A 1,529-nucleotide genomic window follows, 5' to 3' on the forward strand; every position below is an offset into this window, starting at 1 on the left:
GGATGCCGCTGCCCGGTGGAACTGCTTCAGTCCTCGTCACCGAGGAAGTCGCCGCCGGCGCGGCGCAACCCACCGGTGCGGTGCTGGCCAACGTGACGCTCTAGTCCCGGTTCCCTCCCTTGGCGCGCTTCAGCGCCGAGCACCGGACGAGAGCGAAGTTCACAGCACAATCCAGCCGACCAGGGCCGCGCCGATGACGACCGCCCAGGGCGGGACCTTCCACGAGGTGGGCGCGGCGTAGCAGACCACGGTGATGGACAGAGTGATCACGCCGGAAACCCCGGCGGTGAACACCGGGGTGTACAGCGCTGCACCGAGAATGCCGACCACCGCGGCATTCGCTCCAGCCAGGGCCGCACCTGCGCGTGGTGTCTGGCACCGAGGAAGGACGCGAACGTGAACAGCGGGCCTGGCATCGCCTGCGTTGCGCCGTAGCCGGCGAGGACGGTGTCTGCCCTCGCTCTCCACGCTGCTGTTGGGCGCGTGACTGCCTAGCCCCTTTACGCTCGACTTCACCGCGTGCCACGGCCGCCTTGATGCGCGCGAACATCCGGCCTCCGTCAGTACTGAGGTCCGCATCACCATTCGCGGTAACAAGCTTCAACCCGTGCTCTTCCGCTCTGTCGATCCACTCTTCGAGCTGCGAGGGCTGTCGTGTTAGACGATCCAAGTCCTAGCAAATAATCGCGTCTAGCTCGCCTCGCTTAAGACTAGCGACCATCGCGTCGTAGTCGGGACGTTCCACGTCTTTCTTAGAGGCCGAGATCGACTGATCCACATAGGTGTGTACGACCGTCCAGCCACGCTGCTTTGCAATGGCTTTACAGTCTTCTCGCTGACGCTCGATGGCAAGACCGTTCATGGCAGCATCGAGCGAGATGCGAAGGTAAATGGCAGCACGTGTTGTCACACAACTAGCACTAGCTCGCCTTAGGTTACGTTGAACTTGAACTTGAACTCGACGGCATCTCGTTGCAAAGTTACTCCCTCTCGTTAACACCATCAAAAGGAGTGTTATCCAATGAAAGCGTTCGGCTTCTTAAGCTTCGGGCATTACGCCTTCGGCAGCTAGCGCGGGCCATCTGCGGAAAAGATCGCCAAGACTCATCTGGAGATCACCCAGGCTGCGGACGAAATCGGCGTGAACAACGCGTCCTTCCGAGTCCACCACTTCGCGCTGCAGGCCTCCGCCCCGATGCCGCTGCTGTGTGCTGTCGCGGCCAACCACCAAAAACATCGAGGTGGGCACCGGCGGCATCGACATGCGCTAGCGCATATCGGGGTTGTAGCGTTTGAGTCATTGACTCCCGTCGTCTACAAGTACCTACACACTTGATCGGTGCTGCACGTTTCAGGGTCCGGGTGCGCGGCGTCCTGTCTGAGGTCCGCGATAGTGTCGCGCAGCACGGAGAGCTGCGCGATCTGCTGCTCGATCTCAGCGAGGCGCACGTCAAGCAGGTCGCGCACGTGCTCGCAGGGCGCATGGCCGCCGTCGCGGATGTCGAAGATCTGGCGGATCTGGGCGAGGG

At 62.0% G+C, this 1,529-nt stretch carries 2 protein-coding genes and 2 pseudogenes; 1 reads left to right on the top strand and 3 read right to left on the bottom strand.

The annotated features are described in order from the left end of the window. Window positions 1-159: 159 nt before the first annotated feature. Together HMPREF3162_RS11890 and HMPREF3162_RS11380 are read right to left on the bottom strand one after the other, a co-directional pair. Window positions 160-330 carry a hypothetical protein gene (locus HMPREF3162_RS11890; RefSeq protein WP_218079174.1) on the bottom strand — a complete coding sequence of 57 codons (171 nt, stop codon included), beginning with the start codon at window positions 328-330 and terminating at the stop codon, window positions 160-162. Between the two features lie 181 nt (window positions 331-511). Further along, window positions 512-1,003, bottom strand: a pseudogene (locus HMPREF3162_RS11380) (recombinase family protein); the annotation flags it as partial. An 18-nt stretch (window positions 1,004-1,021) separates the two neighbouring features. Between HMPREF3162_RS11380 and HMPREF3162_RS12015 the strand changes: the two are divergent. Then, a pseudogene (locus HMPREF3162_RS12015) lies at window positions 1,022-1,268 on the top strand (LLM class flavin-dependent oxidoreductase); the annotation flags it as partial. 46 nt (window positions 1,269-1,314) lie between these two features. On the opposite strand, the gene HMPREF3162_RS05725 reads toward HMPREF3162_RS12015, so the two are convergent. After that, a partial coding sequence (locus HMPREF3162_RS05725) for a MerR family DNA-binding protein (RefSeq protein ID WP_176747340.1) occupies window positions 1,315-1,529 on the bottom strand: 215 nt, incomplete at its 5' end.

Source organism: Brevibacterium sp. HMSC07C04, from assembly GCF_001815905.1.
Lineage (GTDB): Bacteria > Actinomycetota > Actinomycetes > Actinomycetales > Brevibacteriaceae > Brevibacterium.